The 24088-nt window shown below is 59.5% G+C and carries 22 protein-coding genes; 17 read left to right on the top strand and 5 right to left on the bottom strand.

Annotated features, from left to right (window positions below; all coding sequences use genetic code 11):
* Positions 1–145: 145 nt before the first annotated feature.
* The 6 genes from PMI34_RS25245 to PMI34_RS25270 all read left to right on the top strand — a co-directional run bounded on the left by PMI34_RS25245 (position 146) and on the right by PMI34_RS25270 (position 9948).
* On the top strand, positions 146–1828 hold the full coding sequence (locus tag PMI34_RS25245; protein ID WP_008045977.1) for a fatty acid--CoA ligase: 1683 nt from the start codon (positions 146–148) through the stop codon (positions 1826–1828).
* 338 nt (positions 1829–2166) lie between these two features.
* Positions 2167–4068 carry a DUF1302 domain-containing protein gene (locus tag PMI34_RS25250; RefSeq protein WP_008045976.1) on the top strand — a complete coding sequence of 634 codons (1902 nt, stop codon included), beginning with the start codon at positions 2167–2169 and terminating at the stop codon, positions 4066–4068.
* A 28-nt stretch (positions 4069–4096) separates the two neighbouring features.
* A complete protein-coding gene (locus PMI34_RS25255) occupies positions 4097–5461 on the top strand; it encodes a DUF1329 domain-containing protein (RefSeq protein ID WP_008045975.1) in 1365 nt (454 codons plus the stop codon).
* Between the two features lie 176 nt (positions 5462–5637).
* A complete protein-coding gene (locus PMI34_RS25260; protein WP_008045973.1) occupies positions 5638–8376 on the top strand; it encodes a LuxR C-terminal-related transcriptional regulator in 2739 nt (912 codons plus the stop codon).
* Between the two features lie 86 nt (positions 8377–8462).
* Positions 8463–9104, top strand: coding sequence for an MBL fold metallo-hydrolase (locus PMI34_RS25265; RefSeq protein WP_008045972.1), 642 nt, complete (start codon positions 8463–8465; stop codon positions 9102–9104).
* Positions 9105–9207: 103 nt separating this feature from the next.
* Entirely contained in the window at positions 9208–9948 is a 741-nt protein-coding gene (locus PMI34_RS25270) for an OmpA family lipoprotein (protein WP_008045971.1), read from the top strand.
* Positions 9949–10220: 272 nt separating this feature from the next.
* On the opposite strand, the gene PMI34_RS25275 is transcribed toward PMI34_RS25270, so the two are convergent.
* A complete protein-coding gene (locus PMI34_RS25275) occupies positions 10221–10655 on the bottom strand; it encodes a YhcB family protein (protein WP_008045970.1) in 435 nt (144 codons plus the stop codon).
* A 144-nt stretch (positions 10656–10799) separates the two neighbouring features.
* Here PMI34_RS25275 and PMI34_RS25280 point away from each other — a divergent pair, with 144 nt between their 5' ends.
* From PMI34_RS25280 to zapE, 3 genes are all read left to right on the top strand, one after another.
* Entirely contained in the window at positions 10800–11444 is a 645-nt protein-coding gene (locus PMI34_RS25280) for an alpha/beta hydrolase (protein WP_032829323.1), read from the top strand.
* 24 nt (positions 11445–11468) lie between these two features.
* The gene (locus PMI34_RS25285) at positions 11469–12824 is read left to right on the top strand and encodes a tryptophan--tRNA ligase (protein WP_008045968.1); all 1356 of its coding nucleotides are present in this window, start codon (positions 11469–11471) and stop codon (positions 12822–12824) included.
* Between the two features lie 90 nt (positions 12825–12914).
* Positions 12915–14009: a cell division protein ZapE gene (zapE, locus tag PMI34_RS25290; RefSeq protein WP_007998226.1), complete on the top strand. Its 1095-nt coding sequence runs from the start codon at positions 12915–12917 to the stop codon at positions 14007–14009.
* A 128-nt stretch (positions 14010–14137) separates the two neighbouring features.
* On the opposite strand, the gene PMI34_RS25295 is transcribed toward zapE, so the two are convergent.
* Positions 14138–15058, bottom strand: coding sequence for a GlxA family transcriptional regulator (locus tag PMI34_RS25295; RefSeq protein WP_177318793.1), 921 nt, complete (start codon positions 15056–15058; stop codon positions 14138–14140).
* A gap of 220 nt (positions 15059–15278) precedes the next feature.
* Here PMI34_RS25295 and PMI34_RS25300 point away from each other — a divergent pair, with 220 nt between their 5' ends.
* Positions 15279–16415 carry an acyl-CoA dehydrogenase family protein gene (locus PMI34_RS25300; protein ID WP_008045957.1) on the top strand — a complete coding sequence of 379 codons (1137 nt, stop codon included), beginning with the start codon at positions 15279–15281 and terminating at the stop codon, positions 16413–16415.
* A gap of 104 nt (positions 16416–16519) precedes the next feature.
* On the opposite strand, the gene PMI34_RS25305 is transcribed toward PMI34_RS25300, so the two are convergent.
* Positions 16520–17560: an NADP(H)-dependent aldo-keto reductase gene (locus PMI34_RS25305; RefSeq protein ID WP_008045956.1), complete on the bottom strand. Its 1041-nt coding sequence runs from the start codon at positions 17558–17560 to the stop codon at positions 16520–16522.
* Positions 17561–17805: 245 nt separating this feature from the next.
* On the opposite strand from PMI34_RS25305, the gene rplM reads away from it, so the two are divergent.
* From rplM to PMI34_RS25340, 7 genes are all read left to right on the top strand, one after another.
* Positions 17806–18234 carry a 50S ribosomal protein L13 gene (gene rplM, locus PMI34_RS25310; RefSeq protein WP_007917032.1) on the top strand — a complete coding sequence of 143 codons (429 nt, stop codon included), beginning with the start codon at positions 17806–17808 and terminating at the stop codon, positions 18232–18234.
* 14 nt (positions 18235–18248) lie between these two features.
* Entirely contained in the window at positions 18249–18641 is a 393-nt protein-coding gene (gene rpsI / locus PMI34_RS25315; RefSeq protein ID WP_003228056.1) for a 30S ribosomal protein S9, read from the top strand.
* Positions 18642–18909: 268 nt separating this feature from the next.
* On the top strand, positions 18910–19503 hold the full coding sequence (gene petA / locus PMI34_RS25320) for a ubiquinol-cytochrome c reductase iron-sulfur subunit (RefSeq protein WP_008045955.1): 594 nt from the start codon (positions 18910–18912) through the stop codon (positions 19501–19503).
* Positions 19503–20714 carry a cytochrome b gene (locus tag PMI34_RS25325; protein WP_008045954.1) on the top strand — a complete coding sequence of 404 codons (1212 nt, stop codon included), beginning with the start codon at positions 19503–19505 and terminating at the stop codon, positions 20712–20714. Before petA ends, PMI34_RS25325 begins: the two co-directional genes overlap by 1 nt.
* On the top strand, positions 20714–21496 hold the full coding sequence (locus PMI34_RS25330) for a cytochrome c1 (protein WP_008045953.1): 783 nt from the start codon (positions 20714–20716) through the stop codon (positions 21494–21496). The genes PMI34_RS25325 and PMI34_RS25330 overlap by 1 nt, the downstream gene beginning before the upstream one ends.
* Positions 21497–21646: 150 nt before the next feature.
* Positions 21647–22264, top strand: coding sequence for a glutathione S-transferase N-terminal domain-containing protein (locus tag PMI34_RS25335; protein ID WP_007989864.1), 618 nt, complete (start codon positions 21647–21649; stop codon positions 22262–22264).
* A gap of 16 nt (positions 22265–22280) precedes the next feature.
* A complete protein-coding gene (locus tag PMI34_RS25340; RefSeq protein WP_007998247.1) occupies positions 22281–22694 on the top strand; it encodes a ClpXP protease specificity-enhancing factor in 414 nt (137 codons plus the stop codon).
* Positions 22695–22843: 149 nt separating this feature from the next.
* Here PMI34_RS25340 and PMI34_RS25345 read toward each other — a convergent pair whose 3' ends face one another.
* The gene (locus PMI34_RS25345) at positions 22844–23422 is read right to left on the bottom strand and encodes a BON domain-containing protein (RefSeq protein WP_008045952.1); all 579 of its coding nucleotides are present in this window, start codon (positions 23420–23422) and stop codon (positions 22844–22846) included.
* Positions 23419–24012 carry a phosphoheptose isomerase gene (locus tag PMI34_RS25350; RefSeq protein ID WP_007972584.1) on the bottom strand — a complete coding sequence of 198 codons (594 nt, stop codon included), beginning with the start codon at positions 24010–24012 and terminating at the stop codon, positions 23419–23421. Before PMI34_RS25350 ends, PMI34_RS25345 begins: the two co-directional genes overlap by 4 nt.
* Positions 24013–24088 lie beyond the last annotated feature (76 nt).

Here is a 24088-nt window from a genome sequence, read left to right as displayed (position 1 = left end):
GATCGAGAATCCCTGCGGGTGGTGGCGCAACGCTAGTATCCGAGGGGTTCTGCAAATCATTCCTTTGGCTGATTTGGCTGGCGTTCAAGGGCACTACAGTGCGTACTTTCAGTCACGACCGTGCAGTCAGATTAAAGGGATTATTATGTTGCAGACTCGCGTTATCCCCCCGGCCGAAGGCGCTTACCAGTACCCGCTGTTGATCAAACGGCTGCTGATGTCCGGTGCCCGTTATGAGAAAACCCGCGAGATCATCTACCGCGACAAGTTGCGCTACAGCTACCCGACCCTGATCGAACGGGTGGCCCGCCTGGCCAACGTACTGACAGCGGCCGGGGTCAAGCCCGGGGATGCCGTGGGTGTGATGGACTGGGACAGCCATCGTTACCTGGAATGCATGTTCGCCATCCCGATGATCGGCGCGGTGATCCACACCATCAACGTGCGCCTGTCGCCGGAACAGATCCTCTACACCATGAACCACGCCGAGGACCGCTTTGTGCTGGTCAACAGCGAGTTCGTCGGCCTGTACAAGGCCATCGAGGGGCACCTGACCACCGTCGACAAAACCCTGCTGCTGACTGACCTGCCGGAAAAAACCGCGGACCTGCCGAACCTCGTCGGCGAATACGAACAGTTGCTGGCAGCGGCGAGCCCGCAGTACGACTTCGAGGATTTCGACGAAAACTCGGTCGCGACCACGTTCTATACCACCGGCACCACCGGTAACCCCAAGGGTGTGTACTTCACCCATCGGCAACTGGTGCTGCACACCATGGGCGTGTCGACCATCATGGGCGCGATCGATAGTGTGCGCCTGCTGGGCACCAACGACGTGTACATGCCGATCACCCCGATGTTCCACGTCCACGCCTGGGGCTTGCCGTATGTGGCGACCATGCTCGGGCTCAAGCAGGTGTATCCCGGCCGCTATGACCCGGAGTACCTGGTGGAGTTGTGGCGCAAGGAGAAGGTCACGTTCTCCCATTGCGTACCGACCATTTTGCAGATGGTCCTCAATGCCAAGGCCGCGCAGAACGTCGACTTCGGCGGCTGGAAAATCGTCATCGGCGGCAGCGCCCTGAACCGCACGTTGTACGAGGCGGCCAAGGCCAAAGGCATTCAGCTGACGGCCGCCTACGGCATGTCGGAAACCGGGCCACTGGTGTCGTGCGCGCACCTCAACGACGAATTGATGGCCGGTACCGAAGACGAACGCACCACTTACCGGATCAAGGCCGGCGTGCCGGGGCCACTGGTGGAGGCGGCGATCGTCGACACCGAAGGGAACTTCCTGCCCGCCGATGGCGAGACCCAGGGCGAGCTGGTATTACGCGCGCCATGGCTGACGGAGGGTTATTTCAACGAGCCGCAGAAGGGCGCCGAGCTCTGGGCCGGAGGCTGGCTGCACACCGGAGACGTGGCGACCCTGGACAGCATGGGCGTGATTGACATCCGTGACCGGATCAAGGACGTGATCAAGACCGGTGGCGAGTGGATCTCCTCCCTGGACCTGGAAGACCTGATCAGCCGTCATGCGGCGGTACGTGAAGTAGCAGTGGTGGGGATCCCCGACCCGCAGTGGGGCGAGCGGCCGTTTGCCCTGCTGGTGCTCCGTGAGGGTCATGCAATCGGGGCGCGGGAACTCAAGGAACACCTCAAGCCGTTTGTGGAGCTGGGGCACCTGAGCAAGTGGGCAATTCCGAGCCAGATCGCCCTTGTTACTGAAATTCCCAAGACCAGTGTCGGCAAACTCGACAAGAAGCGCATTCGTGTCGACATCAGCGAATGGCAGGCCACCAACAGCACCTTCCTCTCGACGCTTTAAGCGTCTCCCGGTGTGCCCGAAAGGGCACGCCGGCCCCACCAAGCAAGCGCTTGGCTTGTCAAATCGAATTTTTCAGCCATCCTTGCCGTGCCGACGGGTGTCGGACTGGCGAAAGGACTGTTCCAGAGTGGCTGGCAACTGCAAATCACACTTTAGAGGGATCAAGCGTTACTACCTGCTGGCTATAGTCCGCTCAAGGATTTTTAAGAACGGGGCAACCGCACGAACCGGGGCGATGCAACTTTGGAATGACTTTGGGATGCCATGGCTCCCGGTTATCCACAGCGTTTTTAGAAGTGCTCTTGCCATAAAAATAAAATGCACATGGAGTAGGGTCGATGACATCAGTAAACCAGTTCTGGCGCCGGGCGAAACTGCCCCTGGCTGTCAGTCTTGCCTCTACGCTCGCCGGGCCAGCATTCGGCGTCAGTTTCAACGTCGGTGAAATCGAAGGTCAGTTCGACTCATCCCTGTCGATTGGTGCCAGTTGGTCTACCGAAAGTGCCAACAAGAACCTCATCGGTGTCAACAACGGCGGCAAGGGTCTGTCCCAGACTTCTGATGACGGTCACCTGAACTTCAAGAGCGGGGAAACGTTCTCGAAGATCTTCAAGGGCATCCATGACCTTGAACTGAAATACGGCGATACCGGTGTTTTCGTCCGTGGCAAATACTGGTACGACTTTGAACTGAAGGACGAAAGCCGTCCGTTCAAGGACATCAGCGACGAGGGCCGCAAGGAAGGCGCCAAGTCCGCCGGCGGCCAGATCCTCGACGCCTTCGTCTACCACAACTACGCCATTGCCGATCAGCCGGGCTCCGTGCGTCTGGGCAAGCAGGTCGTGAGCTGGGGTGAAAGTACCTTCATCGGTGGCGGCATCAACTCGATCAACCCGATCGACGTGTCCGCGTTCCGTCGTCCGGGTGCCGAGATCAAGGAAGGCCTGATCCCGGTCAACATGTTCTATGTGTCCCAGAGCCTGACCGAAAACCTCTCGGCCGAAGCGTTCTACCAAATTGAATGGGACCAGACCGTCGTCGACAACTGCGGCACGTTCTTCTCCCAGCCGGACATCGTCGCCGACGGCTGCGACGACAACCTGCGTGTACTGAACAAGCGCTCGCAAATTCCGGCCATTGCCCTGGCGCCTTTGGCCGCCAACGGCGTCAACGTCAACGAAGAGGGTGTTCTGGTGCGTCGTGGCCCCGATCGTGATGCCCGCGACAGCGGTCAGTGGGGCGCGTCCTTCAAGTACATGTTCGACCCGCTGGACACCGAGTTCGGCGCCTACTTCATGAACTACCACAGCCGCGCGCCGATTTTCAGCGCCACCGGTGCGCCGCAGTCGGTCTACAACACGGCCAGAGGGTTGCCCGGCCCGTTCGCGGCACTCGGGCCACTGCTGGTGGCAGGTAATTCGCAATACTTCATCGAATACCCCGAGGACATTCGCCTGTATGGCTTGAGTTTCTCCACTACCCTGCCTACCGGTACGGCGTGGAGCGGTGAGATCAGCTACCGTCCGAACGCGCCAGTGCAGCTCAACTCCACCGACATCCTGTTCTCCGGTATTCGTCCTTTGGGCAATAACAACCCGAACAATCCGTTGACCAATGCATCGCTGCTTACCGGCGTGCCGGGTCAGGACCTGCACGGGTACCGTCGCAAGGAAGTCACCCAGTTCCAGACCACCCTGACGCACTTCTTCGACCAGGTCATGGGCGCCAGCCGTCTGACCCTGGTGGGCGAAGTGGGCGTGACCCACGTCGGCGGCCTGGAAAGCACGTCTGACGTTCGTTATGGCCGCGATCCGGTCTACGGCCCGGGTGAGTTGCCAGCCTCCGGCGCACTCGATACCTGCGTGGCGCTCAACTCCAGCACCATCAACGGTGCCGGCCCGGGTACGCCGACCAACAACCGCAGCCGCAACTGCACCGACGAAGGCTTCACCACCGCGACTTCGTGGGGCTACCGCGGTCGTGCCATCTGGGAATACAACGACGTGTTTGCCGGTGTGAACCTCAAGCCGAACGTTGCCTGGTCCCATGACGTGAGCGGTTACTCCCCTGGTCCTGGCGGCAACTTCGAGGAAGGTCGCAAGGCGGTGAGCCTGGGTGTCGACGCCGAATACCAGAACACCTACACCGCGAGCCTGGCCTACACCAATTTCTTCGACGGCAAGTACACCACCGTGGATGACCGCGACTTCGTTGCGCTCAGCCTCGGCGTGAACTTCTAAGCACAGTATTTTCAGGACGAACACACATATGAAAATAACAAAGAGTCTGTTCCACGCCGGTGTTCTGGGTCTTTCGCTGCTGGCGACCAGCGTCATCGCAGCGGTACCCCAGGCCGAGGCCGACAAGCTGGGCAAGAGCCTGACCCCGATGGGCGCCGAAATGGCGGGTAACGCCGACGGTTCGATCCCGGCCTGGAAGCCGATGGCGAAAAACGCCGGTACGGTCGACAGCAAAGGTTTCCTGTCCAATCCGTTCGCCAGCGAAAAACCGCTGTTCACCATCACGGCGCAGAACGTCGACCAGTACAAGGACAAGCTCGCCCCGGGCCAGTACGCGATGTTCAAGCGCTACCCGGAAACCTTCAAGATGCCGGTGTACCCGTCCCACCGCGGTGCCACCGTGCCGGATGACGTGTTCGCCGCCATCAAGCGCAACGCCACCAACACCAAGCTGGTGTCCGGCGGCAACGGCCTGGAGAACTTTGAAACCGCCATTCCGTTCCCGATTCCGAAAAGCGGCGTGGAAGTCATCTGGAACCACATCACCCGCTATCGCGGGGGCAGCGTGACCCGTCTGGTGACCCAGGCGACACCGCAACCGAATGGCTCATATAGCATGGTGTACTTCCAGGACCAGTTCGTGTTCCGCGACAAGATGAAGGATTACGACCCGAAAAACCCGGGCAACATCCTGTTCTACTTCAAGCAGAAAGTGACCGCGCCGGCGCGTCTGGCCGGTGGTGTACTGCTGGTGCACGAAACCCTCGACCAGGTGAAGGAACCGCGTTCGGCGTGGGTCTACAACGCCGGTCAGCGTCGTGTGCGCCGTGCACCCCAAGTGTCCTATGACGGCCCGGGTACCGCGGCCGACGGCCTGCGTACTTCCGACAACCTGGACATGTACAACGGTGCACCGGATCGTTATGACTGGAAGCTCGAAGGCAAGAAAGAGATGTACATCGCCTCCGACAGCTACAAACTCGACTCGCCAACGCTCAAGTACGACGACATCATCAAGGCCGGTCATATCAACCAGGACTTGGCGCGTTACGAACTGCGTCGCGTCTGGCATGTAGTTGCAACCCTGAAGGAAGGCCAGCGTCACATCTACGCCAAGCGTGACTTCTACATTGACGAAGACACCTGGCAAGCAGCGGTCATCGACCATTACGACGGTCGCGATCAACTGTGGCGCGTCGCCGAGGCCCATGCCGAGAACTACTACGACAAGCAAGTGCCGTGGTATGCCCTCGAAGCCTTGTATGACCTGCAGTCGGGTCGTTACCTGGCACTGGGCATGAAGAACGAAGAGAAGTCGGCTTATGACTTCGGCTTCACTGCCACCACCAGCGACTTCACCCCGGCCGCGTTGCGTCAGGATGGTGTTCGCTAAGGTGTACTGAGTAGAGGCCGCACCCTCTGAAAACGCCCCGACTGGTTCGGGGCGTTTTTTTTTGCTTGTAGACTTTTTGTAGCCATTTGTAGCAATTACCTTCATTCCCTATCCGTTTACGGCTAGTCTGCGGACATCTGCAACGCCGCCACCCGCAATTCAAACAAGAGCCGGCTATGACTGATTTGTCTACACCCCCAGGTTCTGCAAACGTTGCTGTCGCGACACTCGACGGGCGCTTCTTCCGCCCGCCGTTGCCCGACGGCCATGTGCTGCGTCCACGGTTGTGTGAGCGCCTGAGTGCCGGGCTCGGTGGCAGGTTGCTGCTGGTCAGCGCACCGGCAGGGTTCGGCAAGAGTTCGTTGGCGGTGGAATTCTGTCAGGGGTTGCCGGCGCACTGGCGAAGTCTCTGGCTGGGCTTGAGCCCGCGAGACAGTGACCCGGGACGTTTTCTCGAACGCCTGCTGGAAGGCCTTCAGGACTACTTTCCGCACCTGGGCAGGCAATCCCTCGGGCTGTTGAAAATGCGCCAGCGCCATCAGCCGTTCGCGTTCGAAGAGTGGCTGGACGGCCTGCTCGACGAACTGGCCGAACACCTGTCCACCGCGACGCCATTGCTGCTGGTGCTGGATGATTACCATCTGGCCCAGGGGCCGGTGCTGGATCGTTGCCTGCAATTTTTCCTCAATCATCTCCCCGATGGCTTGCTCGTGATGGTCACCAGTCGCCAGCGTCCCGACTGGCACCTGGCGCGGCTGCGGCTGTCGCGACAACTGCTTGAGTTGCATGAACAGGATCTGCGCCTGACCCATGACGAGGCCTTGAGTCTGCTCGACCGGCACAGCAGTTCCTTGCGCGGTGAGGCGCTGGAAAACCTGATCCAGCGCAGCGAAGGTTGGGTCGCGGGGTTACGTTTCTGGCTGCTGGCCGCCTCGGAGGCGGGCACCGATGGTGCGCTGCCGCAATCGTTGCACGGCGGGGAAGGGCTGATCCGCGATTACTTGCTCGAAGAGGTCATCGATTGCCTGCCGGCCGAGGTCCAGTCATTCCTCTATGACACAGCGCCCCAGGAACGTTTTTGCAGCGAACTGTGCGACGCCGTTCGCGACGCCCATGACAGCGGAGAGATCCTGCGTTTCCTGCTCGCCCACCAAGTGTTCCTGGTGCCGCTGGACGAGCATGGCCACTGGTATCGTTACCACCACCTTTTTTCCGATCTGTTGCGCACGCGCCCGACTTCCCAGTCGATGGTGCCGCCCGCCAGCCTGCACCTGCGTGCCTGCCGCTGGTTCAATGCCCAGGGCCTGCTCGATGAGGCCGTGGAGCAGGCTTTGCGCGCCGGCCACCTGGACGTCGCGGCGAACCTGGTGCAGAACCTCTCCGAAGAGCAACTGCTGGCGGAGCAGAACGTCGGTATGTTGCTGCGCTGGAAAATGGACTTGCCTGACAGCTTGTTGATCAGCACGCCGCGACTGATCGTGCTCTATAGCTGGGCACTGGGGATGGCGTGCCAACTGGATGCCGCCGAAGAACTGGCCAGCCATTTGAGCCGTTTCCTGCCCGCTCCATCGGCCACCGCCCAGAAGTCGATGCTGGCTCAATGGCTGGCGTTGAGCGGCATCATTGCCCGTGGGCGCGGCAACCGCGAACTGACGCTGCGGTACTGCGGCGAAGCGTTGGAAAGTCTTCCGTCCAAACGTTACGGCCAGCGGCTGATGTGCCTCTCGACCCTGTCCAACCTGGCCATTGCCGACGGTGATTTGTGGCGGGCACGAGGGCTTAACCGCGAATCGCTGGAACTGGCGCAACGGGTCGGCAACCCCTTGTTCGAAGCACTGGCGCACTACGACCGCGCCCGGGTGCTGCAAGCGCGGGGGGAAATCTGTCGGGCGCTGGAGGAGGTTCGTCAGGGAATGCAGCGCCTGCAGAGCTTGTCTGCGCAGCGGCTGTATGCGGTTCGCGCCCGGCTGACCTTGTACGAAGGCTTTTTGCTGGCCCTGCGCATGCAGCCACAATTGGCGCGGGTGCGATTACAGGCCGGTTTGAGCGAGGCGCGTGCCTGCCGTGACATCAGCGTGCTGATCGGCCACTGCGTGATTGCCAGGCTGGAAGGCAACAGTGGCGAGTTTGCCAAGGCCTTTGCCGAACTTGCCGAAGCCGAACGCCTCATGCACATCTGGGATGTGCCACCAATCTACTACCTGGCCATGATCACCCTGGTCAAATGTGAACTCTGGCTGGCCCAGGGGCGCACCGATCTGGCCGAAGCCTGGCTGGCACGCCTGGGGCAGACCTATAACGGCGAAAACGGGGCGGCACCACCAGAATTCCACCCGCAATTGCCGCTGCATATCGAATTGCAACAAGCCTTGCTCGACGTCATCCAGGGTCAGCCGATGCTGGCCGAAGGGCGTTTGAATGCGCTGCTTGAACATGGCCAGCAAAGCGGCCGGCAGATGCTCAGCGTCATGGCGCTGACCCAGAAAGTGGCGTTGTTGCTGGGCAGCGGACGGGAGCCAGAAGCACGCAAGGCACTGTCCCAGGCGCTGGACGCCGCCGGCGGAGGCGTGCTGCAACCCTTCGAGGGCTTGCTGGCCGAGCACCCGGACTGGGTGCGTGGACAGCTTCAAAACTGTCCGCCAACCCCCGTGTCCCTGAGCCTCAGTGAAAAACTGCCGGCATTGGCTGTCCGTCCCGGGCTGGAGTCCTGCGCGACCGCGGAACAGCTCAGCACCCGGGAAATGGCGGTCCTGCGATTGATTGCCCAAGGCTGTTCGAACCAGGAAATCAGCGATCAGCTGTTTATTTCCCTGCACACGGTCAAGACCCACGCCAGCCACATCAACAGCAAACTCGGGGTCGAGAGGCGTACACAGGCTGTGGCGCGAGCCAAGGAATTGGGGATGCTGGGTTAAGGATTTTTCACGTTACACATCGCGGCCATTGGCTGGATACTCAATTGTGCGAAAATCGCCCGTCCCCGTTTATCGAGCAGGCCCCGATGTCCCAGCATCCCACCCTCATCCGCGAAACCTTCCCCGTCGGCCCGTTGCAGTGCAACTGCACGATCATCGGCGATCCGGTGACGAAAAAGGCCATCGTTGTCGATCCGGGTGGCAATCATGAGCTGATCCTGGCGCGTCTCGATGCCCTGGGGCTGAAAGTGGTCAGCATCATTCACACCCACGCGCACCTCGATCACTTCCTGGCTTCTGGCCAACTCAAGGAAAAAACCGGCGCGACCCTGCATTTGCACAAGGAAGACCAGTTTCTCTGGGACAACCTGGAAATGCAGTGCCAGATGTTCGGCGTTCCTTATACCCCGGTGCCATCCCCGGACCGCTGGCTGGCCGATGATGAAGAGCTGGCCTGCGGCTGTGGCGTGGCGCTGCACACGCCGGGTCATACACCGGGCTCCATGAGCTTCTGGTTTTCCGAGGCCAAGTTGCTGATTGCCGGTGATACGCTGTTTCGTCGCGGCGTCGGGCGTACGGATTTGTGGGGCGGTGACCAGGCGACCATCGTGCGTTCGATCAAGCAGCGTTTGTACACCCTTGACGAAGAGGCGACGGTGGTGGCCGGGCATGGTCCGGACACCCGTCTGGGCGATGAAATGCGCGAAAACCCCTTTGTGCGGGCCTGATTTGTAACGAGCGGAATTTTTGTTCCCGGAAGTGATCCAACACCCGCAAAGGCTGTGCCTTGGTCCGTTGCACCACAGAATGCAAAAAAAGTAGGAGCTTTACATGTTCACCACGCGTCGTTTGATTATTCTCGCTACGGCTGTGGCCGTTTTGTCCGGTTGTGCCTCGCCTAACCCATACGGCGGTCAGGGCCAGGCACAGGGCCAGGCGGATAGCGGCTCCGAAGGCATGAGCAAGACCGCGAAATACGGTGGCCTCGGCGCTCTGGCCGGTGCGCTGGCCGGTGCTGCGATCAACCACGATAACCGTGGCAAGGGCGCACTGATCGGTGCGGCGGTGGTCGGTGCTTCCGCCGCCGGCTACGGCTACTACGCCGATCAGCAAGAGAAAAAGCTGCGCGCCAGCATGGCCAACACCGGTGTTGAAGTTCAGCGCCAGGGCGACCAGATCAAGCTGATCATGCCGGGCAACATCACGTTCGCGACCGATTCGGCGAACATTGCCCCAGGTTTCTATCAGCCGCTGAACAACCTGGCGGGCTCGCTGAAAGAGTTCAACCAGAACCAGATCGAGATCGTCGGCTATACCGACAGCACCGGCAGCCGTCAGCACAACATGGACCTGTCCCAGCGTCGTGCCCAGAGCGTGGCAACCTACCTGACCTCGCAAGGTGTCAGCGGTGCCAACCTGAGCGCTCGCGGCGCCGGCCCGGATAGCCCGGTTGCCAGCAACGCTGATGTCAATGGTCGTGCGCAGAACCGCCGTGTAGAGGTCAACCTCAAGGCGATTCCGGGCCAGCAGTACGGTGCCCAGCAGCAAGGTACGGTTCAGCAGTACCCTTGATCGTCTGATTGAACCCCAGGTGTAAAAAAATGCCCGCCCGATCCTAAGTAGATCAGGCGGGCTTTTTTGTATCGTCAGTTCTGGCCTCTTCGCGGGCAAGCCCGCTCCCACAGGTTAGTGTTGAATGCAGATTTTGTGTCCGACATCGACCACTGTGGGAGCGGGCTTGCCCGCGAAGGGGCCGGGGTGGGCAACAGATAAAACGGATCAGTAATAAAAAAGCCCCCGGAGAATCACTTGTCCGGGGGCTTTTTGTTTTGCGCGAAAGCTGATTACTTCTTCAGGCCATAATGCTCATCGAGCATGCCCGGCGAGTTCGGGGCTTTCGGTGCGTAGTCGCGCGGCGGCTCCTGATCGCGCGGTGGCGTCAGGCGTTCACGGGGCGCCTGCGCCGCGTCGGCGTGCAGGGAAGCCAGCAGGCGTTGGCGAGTCTGCTCGTCCAGGGCCAGGCGGTTGGCGCCCTCGGCGAGATGGTCCTGCACTTCCTGATAGCTCTGAGTCAGTTTCTTGACCAGTGTCGCGGTGCTGTTGAAGTGGGTCACCACCTCATTCTGATAACTGTCGAAACGTTCCTGAATATCGTCCAGCTGACGCTGCGTGCGGCTGGGCGCGGCGTTCGGTGCAACGCGAGCGATCAGGAACCCAATGGCGACACCCACAACCAGGGCAAGAGTCGGTAACAACCAAACTAAGAGCGAGTGTTCCACGAGTCCTTCCTCTATAAACGGCTTTGCTTTACGTTAACGGCTCGAACCTGCGCTGTATACCGCGATTCACTCGCAATAGACAGCCACAGACAATTTGCTAGACGAGTCGACCCGATCCGGGGTCACGGAGTTCCTTCCTTGCTTATGCGTGAAACCCCTGTAGTGATTGATGGCCCGGTGGGTCAACTGGAAGCACTGCTTCTGGAAAACAACAGTCTGGACAACGAGCAGCCGCGTGGCCTGGCGCTCATCTGCCATCCGAACCCGGTGCAGGGCGGCACCATGCTCAACAAAGTGGTCTCGACCCTGCAGCGCACTGCGCGTGATGCCGGTTTGATCACCCTGCGTTTTAACTACCGTGGTGTCGGCGCCAGCGAAGGCACCCACGACATGGGCACCGGCGAAGTCGATGACGCACAGGCTGTCGCCGAATGGTTTCGCGCCAGACACCCGCAATTGCCACTGACCCTGTTCGGTTTCTCCTTCGGTGGATTTGTTGCAGCAAGTCTCGGCGGACGTCTGGAAGCGAAGGGCGAGAAGCTCAAGCACTTGTTCATGGTCGCGCCAGCGGTCATGCGCCTGGGCGATCAGGATCAGCTGCCGCAGCACGGCGAGTTGACCCTGATCCAGCCGGAAACCGACGAAGTGATCGATCCGCAGCTTGTTTACGAATGGTCCGACAAGCTCGAACGCCCCCATGAGCTGCTGAAAGTGGCAGAATGCGGACACTTTTTTCATGGCAAGCTGACCGATCTCAAGGATCTGATCCTGCCGCGTCTCTCGAATTGATTGCAGTCTGACAAGCGATTACCCATGACGACTCGTACCCGTATCCTCACCGGCATCACCACCACCGGCACGCCGCACCTGGGCAACTACGCTGGCGCCATCCGCCCGGCGATCGTCGCCAGCCGTGACAGTAATGCCGATTCGTTCTACTTCCTGGCCGACTACCACGCCCTGATCAAGTGCGATGACCCGCTGCGCATCCAGCGCTCGCGTCTGGAAATCGCCGCGACCTGGCTGGCCGGTGGTCTGGATGTCGACCGCGTGACTTTTTACCGCCAGTCCGACATCCCGGAAATCCCCGAACTGACCTGGCTGCTGACCTGCGTTGCCGCCAAGGGTCTGCTTAATCGCGCCCACGCCTACAAGGCTTCGGTGGACAAGAACGTCGAGACCGGCGAAGACCCGGACGCCGGCATCACCATGGGCCTGTACAGCTACCCGGTGCTGATGGCCGCGGACATCCTGATGTTCAATGCGCACAAGGTGCCGGTCGGTCGTGACCAGATCCAGCACGTGGAAATGGCCCGCGACATCGGCCAGCGCTTCAACCACCTGTTTGGCCAGGGCAAAGAGTTCTTCACCATGCCCGAGGCATTGATCGAAGAGAGCGTCGCCACGTTGCCGGGCCTGGATGGCCGCAAGATGTCGAAGAGCTACGACAACACCATCCCGCTGTTCAGCAGCGCCAAAGAGATGAAGGACGCCATTTCGCGGATCGTCACCGACTCCCGCGCGCCGGGCGAAGCCAAGGATCCGGATAACTCGCACCTGTTCACCCTGTTCCAGGCGTTCGCCACCCCGGCGCAGGCCGACGAGTTCCGCAGCGAACTGTTGCAGGGCCTGGGTTGGGGCGAGGCGAAGAATCGTCTGTTCCAGCTGCTGGACAGTGAACTGGGCGAGTCCCGTGAGCGCTACAACCAGCTGATCGAGCGCCCGGCGGATCTGGAAGACATCCTGCAACACGGCGCGAAAAAGGCCCGTACGGTGGCGACGCCGTTCCTCAACGAACTGCGTGAAGCGGTGGGCCTGCGCTCCTTCGTTGCCCAGACCCAGGTGGCGACGACCATCAAGAAAAAAGCCGCGAAAGCTGCGCGTTTTGTCAGCTTCCGCGAAGACGACGGCAGTTTCCGCTTCCGTCTGCTGGCGGCCGATGGCGAACAACTACTGTTGTCGCGCAACTTCGCCGACGGCAAAACCGCGGGGCAAGTGACCAAGCAGTTGCAAGCGGGCCAGGGTCTGGACGTGCGCAGTGAAGCCCTGGGCTTCAGTGTCTGGCTGGAAGACGAGTGCGTTGCCGACAGCCCGTCCTTCGCCGACAACGCCGCACGCGACGCGGCCATCGAAGCCTTGCGCATCGCCCTGACGCCTGTTCAGGAATAAACAACGGTTCGGCCCGACCAAGGGCCGATTGCCATTCCTCGGGGCCGTCGCTACAGTGTCGGCCCGTTTTTGTTGCCTTGCTAACGAATTATGACGCCCCTAGAACGATATCAAGCTGATCTGAAACGCCCGGAATTCTTCCATGACGCCGCGCAGGAAACTGCCGTGCGTCATTTGCAGCGCCTGTACGACGACCTGGTCGCGGCCGAGCAAAACAAGCCGGGCCTGCTGGGCAAGTTGTTTGGCAAGAAGGATCAGACCCCGGTCAAGGGCCTGTATTTCTGGGGCGGCGTAGGTCGCGGCAAGACTTACCTGGTGGACACCTTCTTCGAAGCGCTGCCCTTCAAGGAAAAGTCCCGTACGCACTTCCACCGCTTCATGAAGCGCGTGCACGAAGAGATGAAAACCCTGGGCGGCGAGAAAAACCCGCTGACCATCATCGCCAAGCGTTTCGCCACCGAAGCCCGGGTCATCTGCTTCGATGAATTCTTCGTTTCCGACATCACCGACGCCATGATCCTTGGCACTCTGATGGAAGAACTGTTCAAGAACGGCGTGACCCTGGTCGCGACTTCGAACATCGTGCCGGACGGCCTGTACAAGGACGGCCTGCAACGCGCGCGCTTCCTGCCGGCCATTGCGCTGATCAAGCAGAACACCGAGATCGTCAACGTCGACAGCGGCGTCGACTATCGTCTGCGTCACCTCGAACAAGCCGAGCTGTTCCACTATCCGCTCGACGAAGCCGCCAACGAAAGCCTGCGCAAGAGCTTCCGTGCGCTGACACCGGAATGCACGGCGGCGGTCGAAAATGACGTGCTAATGATCGAAAACCGTGAAATTCGTGCCCTGCGCACATGCGATGACGTGGCCTGGTTCAACTTCCGCGAACTGTGCGATGGCCCGCGCAGCCAGAACGACTACATCGAGCTGGGCAAGATCTTCCACGCCGTGCTGCTCAGCGATGTCGAGCAGATGAGCGTCACCACCGACGACATCGCCCGACGCTTCATCAACATGGTCGACGAGTTCTATGACCGCAACGTGAAGCTGATCATCTCCGCCGAAGTCGAGCTTAAAGACCTGTACACCGGTGGCCGCCTGAACTTCGAGTTCCAGCGTACCCTCAGCCGACTGCTGGAAATGCAATCCCACGAATTCCTGTCCCGGGCGCACAAGCCGTAAGATAATTCGGAAAATGAAAAGGGCCTGCACATGCAGGCCCTTTTTTTTGCGCTGAGGAAACCTCAAATTCACCGCAATCCCTGTGGGAGCAAGCCCGCTCCCACATTGGATTTGTGTTGGGCCTGGATCTACGCAGCTTGCTGAAACTGCTGCCGATACTGGTTCGGCGACAACTCCGTGTGCTGGCGGAACAGCCGGGCGAAGAAGCTCGCATCGTCATAGCCAACTTCATAGCTGATGGTCTTGATGCTCTTGCGGCTGGCGGACAGCAAGCCCTTGGCGGTTTCGATGCGCAGGCGTTGCAGGTAATGCAATGGCTTGTCGCCGGTGGCGGTCTGGAAGCGGCGCATGAAGTTGCGGATGCTCATGCCGTGTTCGCGGGCGACGTCTTCGAAACGGAACTTGTCGGCGAAGTGTTCTTCGAGCCAGTGCTGGATCTGCAGGATGATCACGTCCTGGTGCAGCTTCTGCCCGCCGAATCCAATCCGTCCTGGCGAGTAGCTGCGCTGCACTTCATAGAGGATGTCCCGGGCTACGGCCTGGGACACGTTGGCGCCGCAGAAGCGCTCGATCAGGTAAATGTACAAATCGCATGCCGAGGTGGTGCCTCCGGCGCAGTACAGGTTGTCGGCGTCGGTCAGGTGCTTGTCCTGATTGAGCTGGACCTGGGGGAAGCGTTCGGCGAAGGCATTGAAGAAGCGCCAGTAGGTGGTCGCTTCCTTGCCATTGAGCAACCCGGCTTCGGCCAGCCAGAAAACACCGGTGGCCTCGCCGCACAATACGGCGCCGCGCGCATGTTGCTGGCGCAACCAGGGCAGGACTTGCGGATAACGTTTGCAGAGGCTGTCGAAATCGTCCCAGAACGCGGGAAGAACGATGATGTCGGCGTTTTCCAGCCCGCCATCCACCGGAATCATCACGTCACTGAAGGTGTTGACCGGTTTGCCGTCGGGGCTGACCAGGCGGGTTTCGAACGCCGGTGTCAGGCCCTGGCCCAGCTGTTTGCCGTAGCGCAGGCTGGCGAGGTGGAAGAAATCCTTGGCTTGCATGAGGGTGGAAGCGAAAACCCGGTCGATGGCCAGGATGCTGACGCGCCGCAGGGGCGTGGAGGCTTGGTTAGACATAATTCAACTTTATTTTTATAGGGGGAAGTGGTCACCAGACGGCTGGATCGTCTTATTTTTTGTCGGATGTGTCCAGTGTCCTGTATCGGAAGCGAGGCATAGTCTTTGAGGTCAACTCCTTCTAAAAACAAAGATAAGGTGCCGCATGATCCCCAGAACCCTGTTCAGTCCCGAGCACGAGCTTTTCCGCGACAGCGTGCGGACGTTCCTCGAAAAAGAGGCGGTGCCGTTCCATGGGCAATGGGAAAAACAAGGCTATATCGACCGCAAACTATGGAACAAGGCAGGGGAGGCGGGGATGCTTTGCTCGCACTTGCCGGAAGAGTACGGCGGCCTGGGGGCGGACTTTCTCTACAGCGCGGTGGTGATCGAAGAAGTGGGGCGACTGGGCCTTACCGGCATCGGTTTTTCCCTGCACTCGGACATCGTGGCGCCGTACATCCTGCATTACGGCAGTGAGGCGCTGAAGCAGAAGTACCTGCCGAAACTGGTGTCCGGCGAGATGGTGACCGCAATCGCCATGACCGAACCGGGCGCCGGTTCCGATCTGCAGGGAGTGAAAACTACGGCCGTGCTCGATGGCGATGAGTATGTGATCAACGGCTCCAAGACTTTCATCACCAACGGCTACCTGGCCGATCTGGTGATCGTCGTCGCCAAGACCGATCCGAAGGCCGGCGCGAAGGGCACCAGTCTGTTTCTGGTGGAAGCCAATACGCCGGGCTTCGACAAGGGCAAGCGCCTGGAGAAGGTCGGGATGAAAGCCCAGGACACCTCGGAGCTGTTCTTCCAGGACGTGCGTGTGCCCAAGGAAAACCTGCTGGGCCAGGCCGGGATGGGCTTTGCCTACCTGATGCAGGAATTGCCTCAGGAGCGCCTCACGGTGGCCGTTGGCGGGCTGGCCTCGGCCGAAGCGGCGCTGCAATGGACGCTGGACTACACCCGCGAGCGCAAGGCGTTCGGCAAGTCGATCGCGGACTTTCAGAATACCCGGTTCAAACTGGCGGAGATGGCCACGGAAATCCAGATCGGCCGTGTCTTCGTCGACCGCTGCCTGGAACTGCACCTGCAAGGCAAGCTCGACGTGCCGACGGCGGCGATGGCCAAGTACTGGGGCACCGACCTGCAGTGCAAGGTGCTCGACGAGTGTGTGCAGTTGCACGGTGGTTACGGGTTCATGTGGGAGTACCCGATCGCCCGGGCATGGGCGGATGCGCGGGTGCAGCGGATTTATGCCGGGACGAACGAGATCATGAAGGAGATCATTGCGCGGTCGCTTTGATCCCGGATGGCAGGACTGACGCCTTCGCGGGCAAGCCCGCTCCCACAAGGATCACGCAGTACCTGTGGGAGCGGGCTTGCCCGCGAAGGCTTTTTAACTGTCGATCAAGGCGCAGGATTCGGGTGATCCTTGTGAATCGCCTCGATCCCCTCCAGCACTTCTTCCGACAACTTCAAGTCGAAACTGGCGATGTTGCTGTCCAGTTGCTCCATCGTCGTCGCGCCAATGATGTTGCTGGTCACGAACGGCTGCTGCGTCACGAACGCCAGGGCCATTTGCGCCGGGTCCAGGCCGTGCTCGCGAGCCAGGGCCACGTAACGGCTGCAGGCAGCTTCCGACTGCGGGTTGAAATAGCGGCTGAAGCGGCTGTAGAGGCTCAAGCGACCTTTTGGCGGGCGGGCACCACCTTCGTACTTGCCTGACAGGAAACCGAACGCCAGCGGCGAATAGGCGAGCAGGCCGCATTGCTCGCGGATGGCGATTTCCGCCAGGCCGACTTCAAAGCTGCGGTTGAGCAGGTTGTACGGATTCTGGATCGACACGGCGCGCGGCCAGCCTCGGGCTTCGGCCAGCGCCAGGAAGCGCATGGTGCCCCACGGCGTCTCGTTGGACAGGCCGATGTGGCGGATCTTGCCGGCCTTCACCTGCTCGTCCAGCGCTTCGAGGGTGTCTTCCAGCGGGGTCAGGTTGGCTTCGATCTTGTGCTTGTAGCCCAGTTGTCCGAAAAAGTTGGTGCTGCGCTCCGGCCAGTGCAGTTGGTACAAGTCGATGTAATCGGTCTGCAGGCGCTGGAGGCTGGCATCCACCGCTTCGGTGATGTGCTGGCGGTTGTGGCGCAGGTTTTTATCGCGAATGTAGTCGATGGTGTTGCCGGGGCCGGCGATCTTGCTGGCCAGGATCCAGTCGGCGCGGTTGCCGCGGCGTTTGAAGTAATTGCCGATGTAGCGTTCGGTGGTGGCGTAGGTTTCGGCCTTGGGCGGCACCGGGTACATCTCGGCGGTGTCGATGAAGTTGATCCCGGCGCTCTTGGCCCGTTCAATCTGGGCGAAGGCGTCTGCTTCGCTGTTTTGCTCGCCCCAGGTCATGGTTCCGAGGCAGAGGGCACTCACGTTCAGATTGGTTCGGCCTAGCTGGCGATAGTCCATCGGGTGCTCCTTGGGCAAAACAATCATAAAAGCAGGTTGAATTATTTTTCGCAATCTGCATAATTGCGCACCTCTTTCTGCAGTGGAAGTGATGCGCCGCCGCCGAAGAATCTTGCCGTTGAACGGACGCGCCGACCCGAGCCCCCGAAAGCGTCTGTATCCGGCTGCCTTTGACTTGTCAAAGTACGCACTATTCAGTAAGATCCGCCGTCTAATTTACAGGGCGGCCCCTGAGGCTATAAAGAATGAAAACTTTTACTGCTAAACCGGAAACAGTAAAGCGCGACTGGTTTGTCGTCGACGCTGCTGGTCAGACCCTGGGTCGTCTGGCCACCGAAATCGCGAGCCGTCTGCGTGGCAAGCACAAGCCTGAGTACACTCCTCACGTTGACACCGGCGACTACATCGTCGTAATCAACGCTGAGCAGATCCGTGTTACCGGTGCTAAAACCACTGACAAAATGTACTACTCCCACTCCGGTTTCCCGGGCGGCATCAAGTCGATCAACTTTGAAAAGCTGATCGCCAAGGCCCCTGAGCGCGTGATCGAGACCGCGGTCAAAGGCATGCTGCCTAAGAACCCGCTGGGTCGCGACATGTACCGTAAGCTGAAAGTCTATGCGGGCGCTGCACACCCACATACTGCTCAGCAGCCCCAAGAACTGAAGTTTTAACGGAATAGTACATTATGTCGGCGACTCAAAATTACGGCACTGGCCGTCGCAAGACCGCAACCGCACGCGTTTTCCTGCGTCCGGGTACTGGTAACATCTCCATCAACAACCGTTCGCTGGATAATTTCTTCGGCCGCGAAACTGCCCGCATGGTAGTTCGTCAGCCGCTGGAATTGACTGAGACTGTCGAGAAGTTCGACATCTACGTCACCGTGATCGGCGGTGGTGTGAGTGGTCAGGCTGGCGCAATCCGCCACGGCATCACTCGTGCATTGATGGACTACGACGAGACTCTGCGCAGCGCTCTGCGTAAAGCCGGCTTCGTAACCCGCGATGCTCGTGAAGTTGAACGTAAGAAAGTCGGTCTGCGTAAAGCGCGTAAGCGTCCGCAGTACTCGAAGCGTTAATTCGCTTTCACGTTCAAAAAAGAACGCCCAGTTTCCTCGCGGAGCTGGGCGTTTTTTTATGTCTGCGATTTATCAAAGAATTGCGCTGTGACAACTTGCCACATCCGCAGACGCCCTATACTACAAGGCTTGGGGGTGCTGGGCTCCGGTAATTACCTTGTCAGAATTGGGGCTTTTCATTACCATTCGGCAAAATTTTTATAAGTACATAGTTTTACTTAGTAGATGCCTGATTTAACAGGCCACAAAGCTGATGGGAGAGGACTGAATGAGCAATGACGGCGTGAATGCAGGCCGGCGTCGCTTCTTGGTAGCAGCCACATCCGTGGTGGGTGCTGCAGGAGCGGTGGGGGCTGCGGTCCCGTTCGTGGGGTCATGGTTTCCCAGTGCCAAGGCGAAAGCCGCAGGTGCACCGGTGAAAGTGAATGTCAGCAAGATCGAGCCAGGCCAGCAGATGATTGCTGAGTGGCGCGGCCAGCCGGTGTTCATCGTCCGCCGTACACAGGAAATCCTGGGGAATCTGAAGAAGATCGAGGGCCAGCTCGCTGACCCGACCTCCAAGAACTCGACACAACCGACTTACGTTGATCCGGAAATCCGTTCGATCAAACCCGAGGTCCTGCTGCTGATCGGTATCTGCACGCACCTGGGTTGCTCGCCGACCTTCCGTCCCGAAGTGGCACCTGCGGATCTGGGTAAAGACTGGGTAGGCGGCTATTTCTGCCCTTGCCACGGTTCCCACTACGATCTGGCTGGTCGCGTCTACAAGTCGCAGCCTGCGCCTTTGAACCTGCCAGTACCCCCGCATTCCTATGAGACCGATGAAATCATTATCATTGGCGTCGATACGGAGAAAGCGTGATGAGCAAGTTCATGGATTGGGTTGATGCGCGCTTTCCCGCCACCAAGATGTGGGAGGACCATCTCAGCAAGTATTACGCTCCGAAGAACTTCAACTTCTTCTATTTCTTTGGCTCCCTGGCGCTGCTCGTTCTGGTCAACCAGATCGTTACCGGTGTCTGGCTGACCATGAGCTACAACCCGTCGGCGGAAGAGGCGTTCGCCTCCGTCGAATACATCATGCGCGACGTCGAGTACGGCTCGATCCTGCGTCTGCTGCACTCCACCGGCGCTTCGGCGTTCTTCATCGTGGTCTATCTGCACATGTTCCGTGGCCTGCTCTACGGTTCGTACCAGAAACCGCGTGAGCTGGTGTGGGTCTTCGGCATGCTGATCTACCTGGCACTGATGGCCGAAGCCTTCATGGGCTACCTGCTGCCGTGGGGGCAGATGTCCTACTGGGGTGCCCAGGTGATCATCTCGCTGTTCGGTGCGATCCCGGTCATCGGCAATGACCTGACCCAGTGGATTCGTGGTGACTACCTGATTTCCGGTATTACCCTGAACCGCTTCTTCGCCTTGCACGTGGTTGCCCTGCCGATCGTTATCCTGGGTCTGGTGGTGCTGCACATCCTGGCCTTGCACGAAGTCGGCTCGAACAACCCGGACGGCGTGGACATCAAGAAGCACAAGGACGAAAACGGCATACCGCTGGATGGCATTGCCTTCCACCCTTACTACACCGTGAAAGATATCGTCGGCGTGGTGGTGTTCCTGTTCATCTTCTGCTCGATCGTGTTCTTCTTCCCGGAAATGGGCGGCTACTTCCTCGAGAAGCCGAACTTTGAAGTGGCGAACGCCTTCAAGACTCCAGAGCACATCGCTCCGGTCTGGTACTTCACCCCGTTCTACGCCATCTTGCGTGCGATTCCGGACAAGCTCCTGGGCGTGATCGCCATGGGCGCGGCCATCGCTGTGCTGTTCGTCCTGCCGTGGCTGGACCGTAGCCCGGTCAAGTCGATGCGCTACAAGGGCTGGCTGAGCAAAATCTGGCTCTGGGTGTTCTGCATCTCGTTCGTGATCCTGGGCGTGCTGGGCGTATTGGCTCCAACCCCGGAGCGTACGTTGCTGTCGCAGGTATGTACCTTCCTGTACTTCGCCTACTTCATTCTGATGCCGTTCTACACCAGGCTCGAGAAGACCAAACCGGTTCCGGAAAGGGTGACTGGCTGATGAAAAAACTATTTGCTGTATTGATGCTTGCTGCATTGCCAGTGTTCGCTTTCGCAGCTGAGCACGGTGGCCCCGAGCTGGAAAAAGTCGACATCGACGTTTCCGATAAAGCAGCCATGCAGGACGGCGCGCGTACGTTCGCCAACTACTGCATGGGTTGCCACAGTGCCAAGTTCCAGCGCTATGAGCGTGTTGCCGACGACCTGGGCATTCCCCATGAATTGATGCTGGAGAAGCTGGTGTTCACAGGGGCCAAGATCGGCGACCACATGAGCATCGGCATGCAGCCGGCGGACGCCAAGGCCTGGTTTGGCGCAGCGCCGCCGGACCTGACCCTGGTTGCCCGCGTTCGCGGCACCGACTGGCTCTACGGTTACCTGAGGTCGTTCTACGAAGATCCTGCGCGTCCATGGGGCGTGAACAACAAGGTCTTCCCGAACGTGGGCATGCCTAACGTCCTGGCCGGCCTGCAAGGTCGCCAGGTGGTTGGTTGCAAGCAGGTTCAGATCGTCGAAGACGGCAAGAAGCAATATGATCCTCTGACCGGTACGGCGCTGACTCATGAAGCGTGCGATCAGTTGACCATCGTGCCGAAAAGCGGTGCCCTGACTGCAGAGCAGTTCGATGAGAAGGTCAAGAATCTGGTAACCTTCCTGGCTTACTCGGCTAACCCGGTTAAGCTGCAACATCAGCGCATCGGTACGTACGTATTGTTGTACCTGGCGTTCTTCTTCGTCTTCGCTTACCTGCTCAAGCGCGAATACTGGAAAGACGTGCACTGATAAAGCTTCAAGCTATTGCTGTTAATCGCGCGCGCCCAAGGGCGCCTCTGAAGATGTAGCGAAACTGGTGATCCAGTCGTTACGGGAGGCGCCCTCTGGGCGCGCTCGTTTTTGAGCTTTCGATAATTTCTACAAGCGAGGAGGATCGCCATGGGCGTGACCAATCGGTTGGCCTGTTACTCCGACCCCGCCGACCACTATTCCCACCGAGTGCGCATCGTACTGGCAGAGAAGGGTGTCAGCGCCGAGATCATTTACGTGGAGGCTGGTCGTCAGCCACCTAAACTGATTGAAGTGAACCCTTATGGCAGTCTGCCCACCCTGGTCGATCGCGACCTGGCGTTGTGGGAGTCGACTGTGGTGATGGAATATCTGGATGAGCGTTACCCGCACCCGCCGCTACTGCCGGTTTATCCCGTGGCGCGTGCCAACAGTCGTCTGCTGATGCACCGCATTCAGCGCGACTGGTGTGGTCTGGTGGACCTGATTCTGGATTCGCGGACCAAGGAAGCAGCCCGTGCCGTGGCTCGAAAAGAGTTGCGCGAAAGCCTGACGGGTGTGTCGCCACTGTTTGCCGACAAACCGTTTTTCCTCAGTGAGGAACAAAGTCTGGTGGATTGCTGCCTATTGCCAATACTCTGGCGATTGCCGATTCTGGGTATAGAACTGCCGCGGCCGGCCAAGCCGCTGCTTGATTATATGGAGCGCCAGTTTGCGCGTGAGGCTTTCCAGGCGAGTCTGTCTGGTGTCGAACGCGACATGCGCTAAGGCTTAAGGAGCCGTTATGAACTCCAGTCGACCTTATCTGGTCCGCGCGCTCTATGAGTGGATTGTGGACAACGATTGCACCCCGCACATGCTGGTCAATTCCGAGTACCCGTCGGTGCAGGTGCCTCAGGGGTTTGCCAGTGACGGACAGATCGTCCTGAACGTATCGCCGCAAGCCGTGCGTCACTTGCACATGGATAACGAAGCGGTCAGTTTCGAGGGGCGCTTTGGTGGCGTGCCGCACACCTTGTACGTGCCAATTGCTTCGATCCTGGGTATCTACGCCCGGGAGAATGGCCAGGGCATGGTGTTCGATCTGGAATCGCCGATGGGCGAGGACGACGAGATCGAACCGGATGACGATCTTCCGCCACCCGACAGTGAGCCGCCGCGTCCAAGCGGTCGCCCCAGTCTGAAAGTGGTGAAGTAATAAAAAAGGCGATCCGAGAGGATCGCCTTTTTTATTACTGTGTAGGAGCGAGCCTGCTCGCGAAAAACCTGAAAGCCCCGCGGGTTGTCAGGATTGCCGCGTCATCGTTCACGTCCATCGCGAGCAAGCTCGCTCCTGCAAGATGTGGATCAATCGATGTACTCAAACAACTTCACAATCTTCTGTACGCCGGAAACGCCCTGCACCAGGTTGGTCGCCTGCGCCGCTTCCTGTTTGGTCAGCAGGCCGAGCAAGTAGACGATGCCGTTTTCAGTGACAACCTTGATGCGCGAGCCGGGGATGTTCGCATCGGCGAGCATCTGGGTCTTGATCTTGGTGGTCAGCCAGGTGTCGTTCTGGCGTGCCAGCAACGAGGAGGGCGGCAGGACTTGCAGTTCGTTGTGCACCTGTTTCACACGCTGGACAGCGGCGGCGGCCTGTTCGGCCTTGGCCTTGAGGTCTGCGCGCGGTGTTTGCCCGGCGAGCAGCACGACACCGTTGAAGCTGGTGACGACGATGTGCGAATCCTTGTCCAGGGCCGGGTCGGCCTTGGCGATGTTCACGCCGACCTTGGTGTCGATCAGGGAATCGTCGATCTTGCTGCCCAGTGTGCGAGTGCCACGGTCATCTTCAATCGGTGCTTCACGGCTGGCAGTCACCACCGAGGTACAGCCGCTGATGCCGAGGCACAGGGTCAAGGCCAGTAGGCCAAGGCGATTAGGGGTCATTCTTCACTCCCGAACAATTGGCTGTCGATCAAGTCGCAAAGGCAGTGGATCGCCAGCAGGTGGACTTCTTGAATACGAGCGGTGACGTTGGCCGGTACGCGAATCTCGACGTCCTCGGGCAACAGTAGCGACGCCATGCCGCCGCCATCACGCCCCGTCAATGCTACGACAATCATTTCGCGATCATGTGCGGCCTGGATCGCTTGAATTATGTTGGCCGAGTTGCCGCTGGTGGAGATAGCCAGCAACACATCGCCCGGCTGGCCGAGTGCGCGGATCTGCTTGGAGAAGATTTCGTTGTAGCTGTAATCGTTGGCGATCGAGGTGATCGTCGAGCTGTCGGTCGTCAGGGCGATGGCCGGCAGGCTCGGGCGCTCGCGCTCAAAACGATTGAGCAGCTCGGACGAGAAGTGCTGGGCGTCGCCGGCTGAGCCACCGTTGCCGCAGGAAAGCATTTTGCCTTCGTTGAGCAGGGCGTTGACCATGACCTGGCTGGCTTGCTCGATGTGCGGTGCAAGTACTTCCATCGCCTGTTGCTTGGTGTCGATACTGGCCTGAAAAAGCTGGCGAATTCGCGATTGCATGTCCATCTGTGTGACCTTAAGTAGCGCGGCTGTTCGGCACATGAATGTGCAGCCCGCAAAGCAAAGAGCAAAAGTGTTGGGT

Origin of the sequence: Pseudomonas sp. GM74, from assembly GCF_000282455.1 — a bacterium.
Taxonomy (GTDB): domain Bacteria; phylum Pseudomonadota; class Gammaproteobacteria; order Pseudomonadales; family Pseudomonadaceae; genus Aquipseudomonas.
Note: the sequence above shows the minus strand (reverse complement) of the source record. Positions and strands in the feature narration are given on the sequence as shown.

Bases quoted from the DNA above. Each gene is read 5' to 3' on its own strand.
- PMI34_RS25285 (WP_008045968.1), top strand. From the start codon at position 11,469: ATGACGACTCGTACCCGTATCCTCACCGGCATCACCACCACCGGCACG.
- PMI34_RS25280 (WP_032829323.1), top strand. From the start codon at position 10,800: ATGCGTGAAACCCCTGTAGTGATTGATGGCCCGGTGGGTCAACTGGAA.
- PMI34_RS25345 (WP_008045952.1), bottom strand. From the start codon at position 23,422: ATGACCCCTAATCGCCTTGGCCTACTGGCCTTGACCCTGTGCCTCGGC.
- PMI34_RS25305 (WP_008045956.1), bottom strand. From the start codon at position 17,560: ATGGACTATCGCCAGCTAGGCCGAACCAATCTGAACGTGAGTGCCCTC.
- PMI34_RS25265 (WP_008045972.1), top strand. From the start codon at position 8,463: ATGTCCCAGCATCCCACCCTCATCCGCGAAACCTTCCCCGTCGGCCCG.
- PMI34_RS25340 (WP_007998247.1), top strand. From the start codon at position 22,281: ATGAACTCCAGTCGACCTTATCTGGTCCGCGCGCTCTATGAGTGGATT.
- rplM (WP_007917032.1), top strand. From the start codon at position 17,806: ATGAAAACTTTTACTGCTAAACCGGAAACAGTAAAGCGCGACTGGTTT.
- PMI34_RS25260 (WP_008045973.1), top strand. From the start codon at position 5,638: ATGACTGATTTGTCTACACCCCCAGGTTCTGCAAACGTTGCTGTCGCG.
- PMI34_RS25295 (WP_177318793.1), bottom strand. From the start codon at position 15,058: ATGCAAGCCAAGGATTTCTTCCACCTCGCCAGCCTGCGCTACGGCAAA.
- PMI34_RS25335 (WP_007989864.1), top strand. From the start codon at position 21,647: ATGGGCGTGACCAATCGGTTGGCCTGTTACTCCGACCCCGCCGACCAC.
- PMI34_RS25325 (WP_008045954.1), top strand. From the start codon at position 19,503: ATGAGCAAGTTCATGGATTGGGTTGATGCGCGCTTTCCCGCCACCAAG.
- rpsI (WP_003228056.1), top strand. From the start codon at position 18,249: ATGTCGGCGACTCAAAATTACGGCACTGGCCGTCGCAAGACCGCAACC.
- PMI34_RS25350 (WP_007972584.1), bottom strand. From the start codon at position 24,012: ATGGACATGCAATCGCGAATTCGCCAGCTTTTTCAGGCCAGTATCGAC.
- PMI34_RS25330 (WP_008045953.1), top strand. From the start codon at position 20,714: ATGAAAAAACTATTTGCTGTATTGATGCTTGCTGCATTGCCAGTGTTC.
- PMI34_RS25255 (WP_008045975.1), top strand. From the start codon at position 4,097: ATGAAAATAACAAAGAGTCTGTTCCACGCCGGTGTTCTGGGTCTTTCG.
- zapE (WP_007998226.1), top strand. From the start codon at position 12,915: ATGACGCCCCTAGAACGATATCAAGCTGATCTGAAACGCCCGGAATTC.
- petA (WP_008045955.1), top strand. From the start codon at position 18,910: ATGAGCAATGACGGCGTGAATGCAGGCCGGCGTCGCTTCTTGGTAGCA.
- PMI34_RS25270 (WP_008045971.1), top strand. From the start codon at position 9,208: ATGTTCACCACGCGTCGTTTGATTATTCTCGCTACGGCTGTGGCCGTT.
- PMI34_RS25250 (WP_008045976.1), top strand. From the start codon at position 2,167: ATGACATCAGTAAACCAGTTCTGGCGCCGGGCGAAACTGCCCCTGGCT.
- PMI34_RS25245 (WP_008045977.1), top strand. From the start codon at position 146: ATGTTGCAGACTCGCGTTATCCCCCCGGCCGAAGGCGCTTACCAGTAC.
- PMI34_RS25300 (WP_008045957.1), top strand. From the start codon at position 15,279: ATGATCCCCAGAACCCTGTTCAGTCCCGAGCACGAGCTTTTCCGCGAC.